The 14,445-nt window shown below is 71.2% G+C and carries 13 protein-coding genes; 6 read left to right on the forward strand and 7 right to left on the reverse strand.

Annotated features, from left to right (window positions below):
* Positions 1–5: 5 nt before the first annotated feature.
* Both tviB and ACHAAC_RS02750 read right to left on the reverse strand, forming a co-directional pair.
* A complete protein-coding gene (gene tviB / locus ACHAAC_RS02745; protein ID WP_435714399.1) occupies positions 6–1,289 on the reverse strand; it encodes a Vi polysaccharide biosynthesis UDP-N-acetylglucosamine C-6 dehydrogenase TviB in 1,284 nt (427 codons plus the stop codon).
* Positions 1,290–1,445: 156 nt separating this feature from the next.
* The gene (locus ACHAAC_RS02750; RefSeq protein WP_435714400.1) at positions 1,446–1,877 is read right to left on the reverse strand and encodes a TlpA family protein disulfide reductase; all 432 of its coding nucleotides are present in this window, start codon (positions 1,875–1,877) and stop codon (positions 1,446–1,448) included.
* A 191-nt stretch (positions 1,878–2,068) separates the two neighbouring features.
* Between ACHAAC_RS02750 and ACHAAC_RS02755 the strand changes: the two genes are divergently transcribed.
* On the forward strand, positions 2,069–3,247 hold the full coding sequence (locus ACHAAC_RS02755) for a DUF222 domain-containing protein (RefSeq protein WP_435714401.1): 1,179 nt from the start codon (positions 2,069–2,071) through the stop codon (positions 3,245–3,247).
* Between the two features lie 19 nt (positions 3,248–3,266).
* On the opposite strand, the gene ACHAAC_RS02760 is transcribed toward ACHAAC_RS02755, so the two are convergent.
* Both ACHAAC_RS02760 and ACHAAC_RS02765 read right to left on the reverse strand, forming a co-directional pair.
* The gene (locus ACHAAC_RS02760; protein WP_435714402.1) at positions 3,267–4,076 is read right to left on the reverse strand and encodes a hypothetical protein; all 810 of its coding nucleotides are present in this window, start codon (positions 4,074–4,076) and stop codon (positions 3,267–3,269) included.
* Positions 4,077–4,111: 35 nt separating this feature from the next.
* Positions 4,112–4,504: a MoaD/ThiS family protein gene (locus ACHAAC_RS02765; RefSeq protein WP_435714403.1), complete on the reverse strand. Its 393-nt coding sequence runs from the start codon at positions 4,502–4,504 to the stop codon at positions 4,112–4,114.
* Between ACHAAC_RS02765 and ACHAAC_RS02770 the strand changes: the two genes are divergently transcribed.
* Together ACHAAC_RS02770 and betC are read left to right on the forward strand one after the other, a co-directional pair.
* Positions 4,496–5,239: a winged helix-turn-helix transcriptional regulator gene (locus tag ACHAAC_RS02770; RefSeq protein WP_435714404.1), complete on the forward strand. Its 744-nt coding sequence runs from the start codon at positions 4,496–4,498 to the stop codon at positions 5,237–5,239. The two genes, ACHAAC_RS02765 and ACHAAC_RS02770, sit on opposite strands and share 9 nt — an antisense overlap.
* Before the next feature lie 98 nt (positions 5,240–5,337).
* Complete coding sequence (gene betC / locus ACHAAC_RS02775) at positions 5,338–6,861, forward strand: choline-sulfatase (protein ID WP_435714405.1); 1,524 nt, start codon at positions 5,338–5,340, stop codon at positions 6,859–6,861.
* A 15-nt stretch (positions 6,862–6,876) separates the two neighbouring features.
* Here betC and ACHAAC_RS02780 read toward each other — a convergent pair whose 3' ends face one another.
* Positions 6,877–7,779 (reverse strand): formylglycine-generating enzyme family protein, encoded by a 903-nt coding sequence (locus ACHAAC_RS02780; RefSeq protein ID WP_435714406.1) that lies wholly within the window; start codon positions 7,777–7,779, stop codon positions 6,877–6,879.
* Positions 7,780–7,892: 113 nt separating this feature from the next.
* Here ACHAAC_RS02780 and ACHAAC_RS02785 point away from each other — a divergent pair, with 113 nt between their 5' ends.
* Both ACHAAC_RS02785 and mshD read left to right on the forward strand, forming a co-directional pair.
* On the forward strand, positions 7,893–9,329 hold the full coding sequence (locus ACHAAC_RS02785) for a carboxyl transferase domain-containing protein (protein WP_435714407.1): 1,437 nt from the start codon (positions 7,893–7,895) through the stop codon (positions 9,327–9,329).
* Between the two features lie 177 nt (positions 9,330–9,506).
* Positions 9,507–10,319, forward strand: a complete 813-nt coding sequence (gene mshD / locus ACHAAC_RS02790) for a mycothiol synthase (protein WP_435714408.1) — start codon at positions 9,507–9,509, stop codon at positions 10,317–10,319.
* Between the two features lie 168 nt (positions 10,320–10,487).
* Here the strand turns inward: mshD and ACHAAC_RS02795 are convergent, their stop codons facing one another.
* Both ACHAAC_RS02795 and ACHAAC_RS02800 read right to left on the reverse strand, forming a co-directional pair.
* The gene (locus tag ACHAAC_RS02795) at positions 10,488–10,961 is read right to left on the reverse strand and encodes a nucleotidyltransferase domain-containing protein (RefSeq protein WP_435714409.1); all 474 of its coding nucleotides are present in this window, start codon (positions 10,959–10,961) and stop codon (positions 10,488–10,490) included.
* 102 nt (positions 10,962–11,063) lie between these two features.
* A complete protein-coding gene (locus tag ACHAAC_RS02800; protein WP_435714410.1) occupies positions 11,064–12,107 on the reverse strand; it encodes an alpha/beta hydrolase in 1,044 nt (347 codons plus the stop codon).
* A gap of 219 nt (positions 12,108–12,326) precedes the next feature.
* Here ACHAAC_RS02800 and ACHAAC_RS02805 point away from each other — a divergent pair, with 219 nt between their 5' ends.
* A complete protein-coding gene (locus tag ACHAAC_RS02805; protein ID WP_435714768.1) occupies positions 12,327–14,435 on the forward strand; it encodes an RNA degradosome polyphosphate kinase in 2,109 nt (702 codons plus the stop codon).
* Positions 14,436–14,445: the final 10 nt, after the last annotated feature.

Consider the following 14,445-nt stretch of genomic DNA (forward strand, 5'->3'; position numbering starts at 1 on the left):
ATGCCCTAGAGCCGAGCATCGGACTGCTCCTTCGGAACGATTCCCTTGAGGTCATAGAGCACGTGGTCGCCGTCGACACCGAACGCCCGTAGTCCTTCTGAGCCTAGGTCACGGAACTCCTGATGGGCGACGGCCAGGACAACCGCAGCGTAGGCGCTTGACTCCGGATCCGATACGGTCTCGATCCCGTACTCCTCGAGGGCCTCGTCAGCGTCAACCCAGGGGTCGTGGACGTCGACCTTCAGACCGAACTCGGTGAGCTCCGCGACGATGTCGACGATCCGCGTATTGCGCAGGTCCGGGGTGTTCTCCTTGAACGTGAGGCCGAGAATCAGCACCCGGGCACCTCGTGTGTCGATGCCACGTCGGAGCATCTCCCGGACGAGCTGGTACGCGACGTACTCGCCCATCGAGTCGTTCAGGCGGCGGCCCGCGAGGATCACCTCTGGGTGGTAGCCGACCTCCTGGGCCTTGTGCGTCAGGTAGTACGGGTCCACACCGATGCAGTGACCGCCCACCAGGCCGGGCTTGAAGTTCAGGAAGTTCCACTTGGTGCCGGCGGCGGCCAGGACGTCGTGCGTGTCAATGCCCAACCGGTTGAACACCATCGCCAGCTCGTTGATCAAGGCGATGTTCACGTCACGCTGGGTGTTCTCGATGACCTTGGCGGCCTCAGCCACCTTGATCGACGGCGCGCAGTGGGTGCCCGCCGTGACGACCTCACGGTAGAGGGAGTCGACGAATGCCGCAGCCTCCGGCGTCGAGCCAGAAGTCACCTTGCAGATCGTCTCGAAGCGGTGCTCCTTGTCGCCCGGGTTGATGCGCTCGGGGCTGTACCCCACGAAGAAGTCCTCATCGAGAACGAGGCCACTCACCTGCTCCAGGAGGGGAACGCAGTCCTCCTCCGTCGCCCCCGGATAGACGGTCGACTCGTAGATGACGACGTCCCCCGGCTGCAGCGCCGCTCCGACCGTCCGGGTCGCCGCGAGGACTGATCCCATGTCCGGCTTCTTGTGCGCGTCGATCGGCGTGGGCGTCGTGACGATGAAGACGTTCACCGAGGCCAGCTGCTCCGGATCGGTCGTGAAGGTCAGGCGCCGTGCGGCAGCGAGCTCGTGGTCCGAGAGCTCCCTGGTCCGGTCATGGCCTCGGTTCAGCTCCGCCACGCGGGACTCGTTGATGTCGAACCCGACCACATCGAACTTTGCGGAGAACGAGGCCGCCAGTGGCAGCCCCACGTAGCCGAGCCCGATCACACCGATCCGTACATCTCGCAGTTCCATCATCATTGCGAGGAATTCCCCCATAGATCTCGATCGAGTGCGTGGCGGCCCCACGCAGCATAGGCGAGTGGCGGCTCACGGACCACGTCTTGGCGTAAAGCGCCCGTGGCACGCGTGAGCATCCACGCCCGGCCTGGAGCGAGGGTGTCAGTGCAAGGACGGTCAGCGGGCGGGGACGCCGTCGAGCACGGTCTCGACCTGCTCGCGGCTCGGCAGGCCCGAGGCTCGGCCGACGATCGTGCCCGTGGCGTCGAGGACGACGACGGTGGGCGTGCGGCGGACGTCGAGCCGGCGGACGAGGTCCAGGTGGGACTCGGCGTCGATCTCCACGTGCGCGACGTCCGGGCGCCGGGAGACGACGTCGGCGAGCAGTGCCCGAGTGGCGCGGCAGGGGCTGCAGAAGCTGGTGGAGAACTGCACGAGGGTGACGCGGTCGCCGAGGTCGGCACCGATCTCCTCGGTGCTCAGGACCTCGCGGTCATCATCCTGCTGCGGCTCGTCGGCGTCGCGGAAGCGTCCGTTGCTGCGCTTCCAGACCAGCGCCACGACGGCCGCCAGGGCGAGGGCGAGCAGCAGGACGATCAGACCGGACACTCCCTCAGGCTACCGCCGACGCCCACACCACACCTGGCACTCGGTCCCGGCTCGAGCTCTGCCGGGAGTGGTCGGGGTGCGGCGCACTGGGGAGCAGGCATGGTCTCCGGATCCATCGACAGGCCCGAGAAAGTCACTCAGTGCAGGGCCGAACCTCTTGAAATCGCTCATCTGTTCTGTATACTAGATGGATGATGACGCAGGAGGTGGCCCAGGAGCTGCGGGAGACCGCAGCCCTGCTCGATGCCTTCCCGCCCTCCACCGAGGCCCTGCGCGCCTTGCAGCGCACCGTCAACGCCGTCCAGGCCGCGCAGGTCTGGCTCGTGCGCGAGATGAGCGAGCGTGGCGAGCACGAGGCCGAAGGGTGTTCCAGCGTCAAGAACTGGCTGCGCGACCAGCTCCACCTCGACGCCGCCGACGCCCACCGCCTGATCCGGGCCGGACGCACCGTCACCGACCTTCCCGACGTGGCCGCCGCAGCCGACGCAGGGACGATCAGCCTCGAGCACGTCGACTCCTTCGGCTACGCGCTCAAGCACATCAAGGCCGGCATCGTCATCGACGCCCAGGACTGGATGCTCCAGCTCGCCTCCGCCGCCGAACCCCAACAGCTACGCGCCGCCACCCGCGAGCTGCGCAACATCACCTACCCCGACGACCTCGACGACCGCTGGCAACGCGGCATGAACAAGCACGACGTCCACCTCAGCCCCGTCGGCGACGGCTTCCACCTCACCGGGTTCCTGCCCGCCTCCACCGGAGCGAAGTTCGCCACCGTGCTCGACACCCTCTCCGCGCCCACCTGCGCCGAGGACGACCGACCCACCAGCGAGCGACGCATCACCGCCCTGGACCAGCTCCTCAGCGACGTGCTCGCCTCCGGACTGCCCCGCGACAGGGGCGTGCGCCCCCACGTCGACCTCACCGTCGACCTCACCGACCTCGCAGACAACCCCGACACCACCACCGGCCACCTCGCCGGATTCGGCGCCATCGGCCCCGCACAGCTGCAGCAGATGCTCTGCGAGAGCGACCTCACCCCCATCCTCACCAGCGGCAAGCACGCCGTCCTGGACGTCGGACGCGCCGTCCGCCTCTGCACCACCGCACAACGCCGAGCCGTCAGACACCGCCAGGACGACCTCTGCGCCGGCCCCGGCTGCCGCGGACCCGTCGTCCACATCCACCACGTCGTCTACTGGTCGAACGGCGGCCCCACCGACCTCGCCAACCTCATCGGCCTCTGCCCGAGATGCCACTCACTGGTCCACGCCGGCCACTTCACCATCGACCCCGGCACACACCAGATCAACCGGCGGCTCACACCCCGGCCCGCCCGCACCAGACCACGACAACCCCGCGCCGGCTGACCAGCACCCGACCCGATCGTCAGAGACCGGGCAGGCCGAGCAGCTGGCCGCACACGTGCACCACCGGCGCGGGCAACGTCACCGCCAGGGCACCGGGGAAGCCCCAGCCCTGGGAAGCATGGATGCGGCCGGCCGACCATGCCCGGCCCAGCACCTGGCCGAGGATCGCGAAGATCGAGGCCGTCATGCCGAGCACCAGGCCGAACAGCCACGTCGTCAGGCCGTCGAGCACGGCACCGGCACCCGCGGCCGCCAGGCCGCCCGCCACCAGCGCCAGCCCCGCACTGACGAAGCGATCCAGCGGCAGCGCCCACACCAGCAGGGCCGCCGCGATGCCCACGGCGGCGACGATCACCACCTCTGCGCCCAGCGAGGCCCTGGTCGCGGAGATCCAGCACGCGGCCAGGGCGGCGAACACGCCGAGGGTGGCCGCATGCCCCGTGGAGGCCACCAGGTGCGGGCGTCCGTCGCGGCGCAGCATCTGCGCCACCAGCGCCGCCAGCACGGCCACGGCCACCGCCGGGATGATGCCGGAGATGACCCCGTTGCTCACCAACGCCTCGCGCCCGGCGCGCATCCCCTCCGGCCCCGCGAGCAGGCCCGGCCACGTCACCAGCACCGTCGCCACGAGTCCCGCCAGAAGCGCCGGCCAGAACCGGGGACCTCCGTGGGCACGCCCCTGGGCGTCCGGAGGGCTCGGTGCCGCCGCCAGCAGGCCCTGCACGAGCAGGACGGGCGCCGCCACCAGCACCGAGACCTCGGTGAGCGCCGCCAGCACCACCAACCCCAGCAACGCCGTGGAGAACAGCGAGGCCGGGATCCGTGACATGTCGAAATGATGTCAGGTGCCGGCTCGCGGGTGGGTCAGCCTCCCGCGAACGGTGGCAGCAGCTCCACGACGTCCCCGGGCGCCAGGGTCACGTCCTCGTGCGGCCGCGCCCCGACGGGAACCTCCCCCACCAGCACCGAGCAGATGTCCACGACGTCGGAGAAACGGCGGTCACCGGGCCGACGTCGGACCACCTCGTCCAGCACCGCGGCGAGGGTGCGCGCGGCCGGGTCGGACACGTCGACGAGATCGTGCTCCACCCCCGCGGCCGCGCGCGCCGCAGCCCAGTAACGGACTGTGACGTGGTTCGCATTCTCGACATCTGATGGAGACCTGGGAGACACATGACGTATTGTGGTGCACGCAACGAGGCCACGGTGACATCCACCGGGCCTCTTTCTGTAGGACCTGGAGGACCTGTGTCCCACCTGTTGCTGTTGAGCCGGAGCACCCAGTCATCGGTCGAGGTGCTGCCCGCCCTCGCACTGCTCCCGCACACGGTCAAGATCCTGCCCGCCGAGGCCAGCGCGCTCATCGACGCGCCCCAGGCCGACGCCGTCCTCGTCGACGGCCGCCTCGACCTCGCCCAGGTGCGCAGCCTGACGCGCGTCATCCGCACCACGGGGGTGGAGTGCCCCCTCATCCTCATCCTCACCGAGGGCGGGCTGGCCGTCGCCGCCTCCGACTGGGGCATGGACGACGTCATCCTCACCACGGCCGGTCCCGCCGAGCTCGAGGCCCGGCTCCGGCTGGGCATCGGTCGCATCGCCGCCGGCGTCGCCGGAGCGGAGGACACGCAGGTCATCTCCTCCAGCGGGCTGACCATCGACGAGGCCACCTACACCGCCCGCCTGGAGAAGCGCTCACTCGACCTCACCTTCAAGGAGTTCGAGCTGGTCAAGTTCCTCGCGCAGCACCCCGGCCGTGTCTTCACGCGCCAGCAGCTGCTGCAGGAGGTGTGGGGCTATGACTACTTCGGCGGCACCCGAACCGTCGACGTCCACGTGCGCCGGCTGCGCGCCAAGCTCGGCACGGACCACGAGACCCTCATCGGCACCGTCCGCAACGTGGGGTACCGCTTCGTGGCCACCAAGGACGACGCCGCGGCCGACGCCCAGCGCACCGAGGAGCACTCCGTGCCCGGGCCGGGCGCCCGCGCCTGAGGCCCGCGCCGCACGCCCCGGGGTGGCGGATCCTGAGGCGCGACTGGTAGATCAGGGAGTGCAGGCTTGCCCGTACCCCGATGGCCAGGAGACACCCCGTGACGTCCGCGACCGGAACCGACCGCCCGAACATCGTCGTCATCCAGGCTGACCAGCTGGCCGCCAACGCCCTGGGTGCCTACGGGAACTCCACCGTGCAGTCCCCGCACATGGACGCCCTGGCCGACGAGGGCGTCGTGTTCGACCGGGCCTACTGCAACTCGCCGCTGTGCGCCCCCTCGCGGGCGTCGATGATGACCGGGGAGCTGCCGTCCACCATCGGCGGGTACGACAACGCCGCCGACTTCGCTGCGTCGGTGCCGACGTTCGCCCACCAGCTGCGCACCGCCGGCTACTACACCTCGCTCGTCGGCCGGATGCACTTCATCGGTCCCGACCAGCTGCACGGCTTCGAGGAACGCCTCACCACCGACGTCTACCCCGCCGACCTCGACATGGTGCCGGACTGGGACCTGCCCGAGGGCGAACGGCTGCAGTGGTACCACGAGGCCGAGAGCGTGTTCGGCGCCGGCGTGAGCACGGCGACGGTGCAGCGCGACTTCGACGACGACGTCATCTTCCGCACGCTGCGCTTCCTCAACGACCGGGTCAGGGCTCGCGACGACCAGCCGTTCCTGCTCGTCTCCTCCTTCATCCACCCGCACGACCCCTACGAGCCTCCCCTGGAGCACTGGCGCCGCTACGACGACGTCGAGATCGACGCACCGCGGATCGCGACGATGGACCCGGACGACCTCGACCCGCACAGCCGCCGCCTGCTCACGCTGTGCGGCCTCGACGAGCGGACCCCGACGGCGCAGGAGGTGCAGCACGCCCGCCGCGCCTACTACGCCTGCGTCAGCTACGTCGACGACCAGGTCGGCAAGATCGTCGACCGCCTGGAGGAGCTCGGCCTGCGCGAGAGCACCGTCATCATCGTCACCGCCGACCACGGCGACATGCTGGGAGAGCGGGGGCTCTGGTACAAGATGTCGCCGTTCGAGCAGTCCTCCCGCGTGCCGCTCATCATCAACGCCCCGGGGCGGTTCACCCCCCGACGGGTCGACAACACCGTCTCCCTGGTCGACCTCGCCCCCACGCTCGTCGAGCTCGCCGACGGCGAGGCGCGCCCCGGCGCCGGCTCGAGCCTGGTCACCCTCGCCGACGGCGGTGACGAGGGACCGAACGAGGCCATCATCGAGTACCTGGCCGAGGGGGTCGTCGCCCCGCAGATCACCCTCGTGCGCGGTCCGCACAAGCTGATCGTCTGTCCCACCGACCCGGACCTGCTCTTCGACGTCGTCGCTGACCCCGACGAGCTCGTGAACCTCGTCGACGACCCGGCCTCCAGCAGCGTTCTCGCCGAGCTGCGGGCCGAGATCGAGCGTCGCTACGACTTCGCGACGCTCGAGGCCGAGGTGCGCGAGAGCCAGGAACGTCGGCGCTACGTCCAGCAGGCTCTCGCCCACGGAGTGGCGACGTCCTGGGAGCACCTGCCGGTGGACCCGACGAAGTACGTGCGCGGTGACTTCTGGGCGGCCCTGCATACCGGACGGATCGTGCCGATCAACGACCCCGACTGACGCCTGCCCGAGGGCTCAGGCCCGCACGAGCCGGAAGCCGGTGTGCCCCAGGGAGGTGTCCGCGGTGTTGCCGGTGCGCGCCGACACCCGGTAGCGGCGGCAGTAGGAGTCGTGGCACAGGTAGGAGCCACCGCGCAGCGTGAACCGGGGGTCGCCGGCGGTGAAGCTGCCGCTCGTCCACTCCCACACGTTGCCGGTGGTGTTGGACAGTCCGAACCCGTTGGGCTCGTAGGCGTCGACCGGAGCGGTGCCGACGGGCTCGCTCGGTCCGCCCGGGAACGTCCCCGCGAAGGTCTTCATGCGGGCGACGCCGCCCGGTTCCCGCTCGGACCCCCACGGGTAGGGCTGCTGCACGAGGCCCCCGCGCGCCGCGAGCTCCCACTCCGGCTCGGTGGGCAGGCGGCCGCCGGCCCAGGCAGCGCAGGCCACCGCGTCGCGGTGCGACACGTGCACGACGGGGTGGTCCTCCCGACCCTCCACGGTGCTGCCCGGCCCCTCGGGCGCCCGCCAGCTCGCCCCCGGCACCTGGCGCCACCACGGCGCGGCCGCCACGGCTCGCGTCGGTGGGGCGTCCGGCGCGAGGAGACCGACGAACACGAGGGAGTCGCCGAACTGCTCGGCGTCGGTGACGTGACCGGTGGCGTCGACGAAGCGGGCGAACTGCTCGTTGGTGACCGCCGTCGCGGCGATGGAGAACGCGTCCACACCCACCTCGCGCACGGGCCCCTCGCCGTCGGCAGGGTAGGCGAGGGCGTCGTCGCTGCCCATCAGGAAGACCCCGCCCGGGACGTCGACCAGACCGGGGAGCCGCCCGTCGGTGGCGGGCGTCGGGTCGGGCGCCGCAGGGCCCGGGGTCGCGCCGCCACCGTCACGGTGGGGCGAGCAGCAGTGATCGCTCATCGCGTCGCCGTTCTCCACGCGGCCACGGTAGCGCCGCGGGGCACGAGGCCAGTCCGCCTGGCCGCCGAGCACCCGACCCTCGGTACGTTGGGCCTGCCAGAGCACCCCGAGCACCCGGTGGAAGGACAGCGATGAGCGACCCTCTCACCGCACACGACCTCATCGAGCTGGTTCTCGACGCCGGCTCCTTCGAGTCCTGGGACGAGCCCATCGACATCTCCGACCAGCCGGCGGACTACCAGCGGGCGCTGGCCAAGGCCGCCGAGCGTTCCGGCGTCGACGAGTCCGTGGTCACCGGACGTGGCCTGGTGAAGGGCCGGCCCGTGGCCGTCCTGCTCAACGAGTTCGGCTTCCTCGCCGGGTCGATCGGCCGGGCCGCGGCCACCCGCATCGTCTCCGCGGTCCGCCGCGCCACCGCGGAGGGGCTGCCCCTGCTCGCGTCCACCGCGTCCGGCGGCACCCGGATGCAGGAGGGCACGCCCGCCTTCGTGCACATGGTGGACATCTCCCGCGCGATCATGGACCACCGCGCCGCCGGCCTGCCCTACCTCGTGCACCTGCGCCACCCCACCACCGGCGGGGTCTTCGCGTCCTGGGGCTCGCTGGGCCACATCACCGTGGCCGAGCCCGGCGCGCTCATCGGCTTCCTCGGACCCAAGGTCTACGAGCTGCTCGAGGGCCGCCCCTTCCCGCCCGGCATCCAGGTGAGCGAGAACCTCGCGCACCGCGGCATCATCGACGCCGTCGTGCTGCCCGATGAGCTGCCGTACGTCGTCGACCGGGCCATCGGCCTGCTGCGCGACCAGACGGCCGAGCCCACCCGCGAGCGCCGCACCGGCGCCGTCGAGCGGCAGCGCACGCCGTGGGAGTCCATCGAGGTGACCCGCCAGGAGGGTCGAGCCGGCGTGCGTGACGTCCTGCGGCACGGCAGCGACGCCACCATCCGCCTGCAGGGCACCGACGAGGGCGAACGTGACAGCGCGATGCTCGTGGCGCTCACGCGGCTCGACGGCGTCGCGTGCGTCCTCATCGGGCAGGACCGCACCAAGCAGACTCCCTCCTCGCCGATGGGCCCGGGCGCCCTGCGCGAGGCACGTCGGGGGATGCGCCTGGCCGACGAGCTGGGCCTGCCGCTCGTCTCAGTCATCGACACCCCGGGCGCGGAGCTCTCCCCCGAGGCCGAGGAGGGCGCCATCGCCGGGGAGATCGCCCGCTGCATCAGCTCGATGGCGACGATGCGGGTGCCCACCGTCTCCGTCCTGCTCGGGCAGGGCTGCGGTGGCGGGGCGCTGGCCATGCTGCCGGCCGACGTCGTGGTGGCCACCGAGAACGCGTGGCTGTCGCCGCTGCCGCCGGAGGGGGCCAGCGCCATCGTGCACGGCGACGTCGACCACGCCCCCGAGATGGCCGAGCAGCAGCGGGTCTCCGCCATCGACCTGCACGAGCTGGGCACGGTGCACCACCTCGTGCCCGAGCCGGCGGGCGACTCCCCCGACGCCCTGGCGAAGGCCGTCGCCGCCGAGGTCGGGCACCAGCTGCGCCGCCTGCTCGAGGACCACCCCCGCTAGCCCTCGCCCGACCCGTATCGGTGTCTCAGCAACCCCATGACCACTCCCCCAGCCCGCATTGGTGCCCCAGCAACCCAATGACCGCTGATTCGGTTGCTCACGCACCGACGCGCACCGTGGGCCTGGCCGTTCGGTTGCTCTCGGCACCCGTCTCGGGCCGGTCGGCATGATGGGGGCATGGAAGAGCTTCTCGCGCTCAGTGCAGCGGCCCGTGACACCGACGCCGTCGCCCCCCTCAACGAGGCGACCCAGATCTCCTTGCGCTCCGGGGACGCACCGAGCGTCCACGAGCGGGTGCTGGTGGACGACGTCCTCGCCGGCGTGGCCCTCGGCTTCGCCGACTCCCCCACCGAGCTCGTCGTGCACCCCGGGCACCGTCGCCAGGGCCTCGGCCGGGCCCTGTGGGAGCGTGCAGTCGACGCGGGCGCGACCCACTTCTGGGCCCACGGCGACCTGCCCGGTGCACAGGCGCTCGCCGCCACCGTCGGCGCCGAGCCCGTGCGCACCCTGCTCGTCCTGCGCCTGGGCCTGAGCGACGCCCCGGAGCCGGAGCGCGAGCTGCCCGACCTGCGCATCCGCGCCTTCGAGGAGGCCGACGCCGACGGCATCATCGCCGTGAACGCCAAGGCCTTCGCATCCCACCCCGAGCAGGGCGCCATGGACCGGGCGGACTTCGACCGACGCCGCGAGGAGCCGTGGTTCGACCCCGCGGGGCTGTTCGTCGCGGTCCGGCCCGACGGCGAGGTGGTCGGGTTCCACTGGACCAAGATCGAGGACGGCGTCGGGGAGGTCTACGTCGTCGGCGTCGACCCGTCCGCGCACGGCGGCGGCCTGGGCACCGCGCTCACCGCCCGCGGCGTGCGGCACCTGTGGGAGTCCGGCGTCTGCGTCGTCGACCTCTACGTCGAGGGTGACAACGCCCCCGCCCTCGCCGTCTACCACCGCCTGGGCTTCGCCGAGCACGCCCGCGACGTCCTCTACGCCACCTGAGTCCTGAGCTCCAGAGGTCAGCGCTCGGCGCGAGCCAGGAGACTGCGTCGACGCGACGTGGTCACGATGCGTCGTCGAGGTAGGCATCCTTGCCGCGCGCGACGATCTCATGGACCCGTCGGAGCCAGCCCTGGATGTGCAGCAGCTCCTTGGCTGCTCTGTGATCCATCACAGCAGCACCGCCTCGCGGCGGATGTCATCGTCCAGACGCGGCTTCAGCCCGCCGTAGTCGACCAGGTCGACCTCCCGACCGAGGACCTGCTCGAGGAGCTGCCTGAAGCGGACGAACGCGAAGGACGAGGTCGCCGGGGGCGTCTCCACGAGCAGGTCGATGTCGGAATCCTGACGAGCGTGATGCCGAGCGACTGATCCGAAGACGGCGAGCCGACCGTAACCATGATCGGCAGCGAGCGACGTGAGGATCGGCGCGGCGGCTTCGAGCAGGACCTCGGGGTGAACCTGGTCGAGGTCGCGGGCGAGCTTCAGCTGCTGACTCACCGCAGGCTGCGTGATGCGGAGGGCTTCGGCGATCTCGCGCTGGGTCATGCCGGTGGCCACCATCGCACGCAGGGTGAGTGCGCGACGCAGTCTGGCGACCTCCTCGTCGCGCCGTGCATCCCGATACTCATCCAGCAGCGTCATAAGGCAACCTTATCAGCCGCCGGCTTCGAGGTGACCCACCACTTGAGAAGGCCCCTCGACCCACAGCAAGTCGTGGCGGCGGCCCAGTGGTAGACCCGCCGCTCAGGTGAGGCCGCGCTGCAGGGCGGCGGCCGCCCGGCGCATGGCCCGCGGCGCGGAACGACCGATGCCGACCATGTTGGCGAAGCCGTGGATGAGGCCGTCCTCCTGGACGTACTCCACCGGGACGCCCGCCGCGCCCATCCGCTCGGCGTAGGCCCGGCCCTCGTCCAGCAGCGGGTCGAACCCCGCCGTGACGACGTAGGCCGGGGCCACCCCGGCCGGGTCATGACGCAGCGGCGAGAGTCGGCGGTCGGCCCGGTCGTCGTCGGCGGCCACGTAGTTCTCCTCGGCCAGGTCCATGAACGCCTGGGTCAGGAAGAAGCCCTCCCGGTAGGTCGCACGGCTGGAGGCCTTCTCCACGAAGTCCGTGGCGGGGTAGATCAGCAGCTGGAACGCCGGGGCCTCCGTCCCGGTCCGCACCGCCTCCTGGGCGATCACCGCGGCGAGGTTCCCCCCGGCACTGTCGCCGCCGACGGCGATGCGGCCCGGGTCGATGCCGAGGCCGGCCGCATGCTCCACGACCCAGCGCCACGCCGTCCAGCAGTCGTCGAACGCCGCCGGGAAGGGAGCCTCCGGCGCGAGGCGGTAGTCCACCGAGACGACCCGCACCTGGGCCTCCTCGGCGAGGAAGCGGCACAGCGCGTCGTGGCTGTCGGTGCTGCCGTAGATCCACCCGCCCCCGTGGATGAACACCAGCGCGGGCGAGCGGCCCGACAGCCCCCGTGGTGTGTAGAAGCGCAGCCCGAGCGGACCACCCGGGCCGTCGATGGACCGGTCGGTGACCGCACCGACCGGCTGATTGCCGCCGGCGACGACCGCGTTGGACAGCACGGACCGGCGTCCCTTGCTGATCGGCATCGACTCCGCCGGCGGGCCGTCGAGCGCCATGACCCACAGCATGAGCTGCATCTCCGGGTCGAGCGTGCGCCCCTCCACGACCACGGGCCGCCCGGCCAAGCGACGCAGGACGGGCCCGGGGGCCGTGAACACGCCGCGGGCCAGCAGGCTATTGAGGCGCAGCACCGGGGTGCTGGAGTCGGTCATGCGATCACGTCCTCAGGAGATCCACCCTCGGAGCGTGCTCGTACGCACGGTCCCTCGTTCCTCTGCTGGCGCTCACTCATGCGCGCAACATAGCCCGTGGCAGGCCACGTCGCAGGCGGAGTTCAGGCATCGTTCACCTGTGGCTGGAAGAATGGGTCCGTGACCCAAGAGATCGAGCTGTCCCCCGTGGAGGTGCCCGCCTCCCCCGACGAGTTCGACGTGGACCCGCCCTTCGACCCGGAGCAGGGCGCGCTTCCCGACGACCGCTTCCTCGACCGCGAGCTGTCCTGGCTCGCCTTCAACGAGCGCGTCCTGGAGCTCGCGCAGGACCCCTCGCTGCCGCTGCTCGAGCGCGTGCGCTTCCTGTCGATCGTCGGCAGCAACCTCGATGAGTTCTTCATGGTCCGCGTGGCCGGCCTCAAGCGCCGCATCGCGGCCGGCGTCGCCGTCCCGTCGGCCAGCCGGCTCAACCCGCGCGACGTGCTCAGCCGCAGCCTCGCGCAGAGCCACGCCCTGATGAGCCGACAGGCGCAGATGTTCGCCGCCGACATCGTGCCCGCGCTCACCGACGCCGGCATCGACCTCGTGCACTGGGACGGCCTGACCGCCCAGGAGCAGGCCCACCTCGGCGAGGTGTACCGCGAGCGCATCTTCCCCATCCTCACGCCGCTGGCCGTGGACCCCGCCCACCCGTTCCCGTACATCTCCGGCCTGTCGCTCAACCTCGCGGCCGTGATGCGCAACCCCGCCACCGGCAAGGACCACTTCGCCCGCGTCAAGGTCCCCCCGATCATCGATCGGTGGCTGGAGGTCTCGCCCGGTCGCCACGTCCCGGTCGAGGAGGTCATCGCCGCCCACCTGGGGCTGCTCTTCCCCGGCATGCAGGTCGTGGGGCACCACACCTTCCGCGTCACGCGCAACGAGGACCTCGAGGTCGAGGAGGACGACGCGGAGAACCTCCTGAAGGCGCTGGAGAAGGAGCTCCTGCGGCGACGCTTCGGCCCGGCGGTCCGCCTGGAGGTCGAGGAGAGCATCGACGAGGAGGTGCTCGACCTGCTCGTCTCCGAGCTCGGCGTCAGCACCGACGAGGTCTTCCGCCTGCCCGGACCGCTGGACCTGCGCAGCCTCGGCGAGGTCGCCGACCTGGACCTTCCCGAGCTGCGCTTCGACCCCTTCGTGCCCGGCACCCACGAGCACCTGGCCGAGGTCGAGACGTCCAGCCCCGCGGACATGTTCCGCGCCCTGCGCCGTCGCGACGTCCTGGTGCACCACCCGTACGACTCCTTCGCCACCAGCGTGCAGCGCTTCATCGAGCAGGCCGCGGCCGACCCGCACGTCCTGGCCATCAAGCAGACCCTCTACCGCACCTCGGGCGACTCCCCCATCATCGACTCGCTCGTCGACGCCGCCCGGTCCGGAAAGCAGGTGTTGGTCCTGGTGGAGATCAAGGCCCGCTTCGACGAGCAGGCCAACATCCGCTGGGCCCGCAAGCTCGAGCGCGCCGGCTGCCACGTCGTCTACGGCCTGGTGGGGCTCAAGACCCACTGCAAGCTGGCCCTGGTGATCCGCGACGAGCCGGACGGGCTGCGCCGCTACGCCCACCTGGGAACCGGCAACTACAACCCCAAGACCGCCCGCCTCTACGAGGACCTGGGCCTGCTCACCACCGACCCGGTCATCACCGGTGACCTGCTGGAGCTGTTCAACAGCCTCTCCGGCTTCGCCCCCGAGGCGGACTACCGCCAGCTCATGGTGGCGCCCACCGGGGTGCGCGACGGTCTGATGGAACGCATCGACCGCGAGATCGAGCACCATCGGCAGGGCCGCGAGGCGACCATCCGGTTCAAGGTGAACTCGCTCGTGGACGAGATGATCATCGACAAGCTCTACGAGGCCTCCCGCGCGGGCGTCCCCGTGGACCTGGTCATCCGTGGCATCTGCTCGCTGCGCCCCGGGGTGCCGGGCCTGAGCGAGAACATCCGCGTGCGCAGCGTCCTGGGCCGCTTCCTGGAGCACAGCCGCGTGTACTGGTTCGCCGGCGGCGGGGAGCCGGAGGCCTGGATCGGCTCGGCCGACCTCATGCACCGCAACCTCGACCGTCGCGTGGAGGTGCTCGTGAAGATCCCCAGCGAGCAGCACGTCGCCGACCTCGGCGCTCTCCTGGAGCGGATGAGCGACGACGCCGTGACGTCGTGGCACCTGGGCGAGGATGGCGTGTGGACGCGGCACGGCGGCGAGCACGACATCCAGACCGAGCTCATCGAGCGGGCCCGTCGCCGCCGCAGCCGCCGCGACGCCTCGGGCTCGGCTGCCCCGTCGAGCCCCTGACCCGGAGGCT

It is taken from the genome of Aeromicrobium sp. CF4.19, from assembly GCF_051262555.1.
Classification (GTDB): domain Bacteria; phylum Actinomycetota; class Actinomycetes; order Propionibacteriales; family Nocardioidaceae; genus Aeromicrobium.

What these genes read in the sequence shown, in the direction of transcription:
- mshD (WP_435714408.1), top strand. Translation starts at nt 9,507, where the DNA reads ATGGAAGAGCTTCTCGCGCTCAGTGCAGCGGCCCGTGACACCGACGCC.
- ACHAAC_RS02760 (WP_435714402.1), bottom strand. Translation starts at nt 4,076, where the DNA reads ATGTCACGGATCCCGGCCTCGCTGTTCTCCACGGCGTTGCTGGGGTTG.
- ACHAAC_RS02795 (WP_435714409.1), bottom strand. Translation starts at nt 10,961, where the DNA reads ATGACGCTGCTGGATGAGTATCGGGATGCACGGCGCGACGAGGAGGTC.
- ACHAAC_RS02755 (WP_435714401.1), top strand. Translation starts at nt 2,069, where the DNA reads ATGATGACGCAGGAGGTGGCCCAGGAGCTGCGGGAGACCGCAGCCCTG.
- ACHAAC_RS02800 (WP_435714410.1), bottom strand. Translation starts at nt 12,107, where the DNA reads ATGACCGACTCCAGCACCCCGGTGCTGCGCCTCAATAGCCTGCTGGCC.
- tviB (WP_435714399.1), bottom strand. Translation starts at nt 1,289, where the DNA reads ATGATGATGGAACTGCGAGATGTACGGATCGGTGTGATCGGGCTCGGC.
- ACHAAC_RS02785 (WP_435714407.1), top strand. Translation starts at nt 7,893, where the DNA reads ATGAGCGACCCTCTCACCGCACACGACCTCATCGAGCTGGTTCTCGAC.